The sequence below is a fragment of the Erwinia sp. PME.40.26/001 genome (assembly GCF_055556675.1).
Window position 1 is genome coordinate 1 of sequence record NZ_JBVHNP010000469.1, and the last position, 232, is coordinate 232.

The 232-nt window shown below is 75.0% G+C and carries 1 protein-coding gene; it reads left to right on the forward strand.

All coding sequences use genetic code 11. The annotated features are described in order from the left end of the window. Nucleotides 1-232: hypothetical protein (locus ACZ3HG_RS25010; protein ID WP_465335263.1), on the forward strand; the 232-nt coding region annotated here is incomplete at both ends.

Genomic DNA, 232 nt, shown 5'->3' on the forward strand with positions numbered 1-232 from the left:
GAGCTGCTGCAGCGCCATGGCACGCCGGCGCAGCAGAGCCTGTTCCTGCCGCGGCTGGCGACCGGCAGCGTGCTGCAGGCGGACGAGGTCGCCCTCGCCGGCGACGCCCTCGTCGGCGACGGCCCGGAGGGGCTCGCGCTGATCCTGCAGCTCCATCTCGTGATCGCCGAGGACGCCGAACTGGTCGGCGTCTGCGTCGACGTGCGCGACCCGGAGCGGCGCCTGCAGGTCG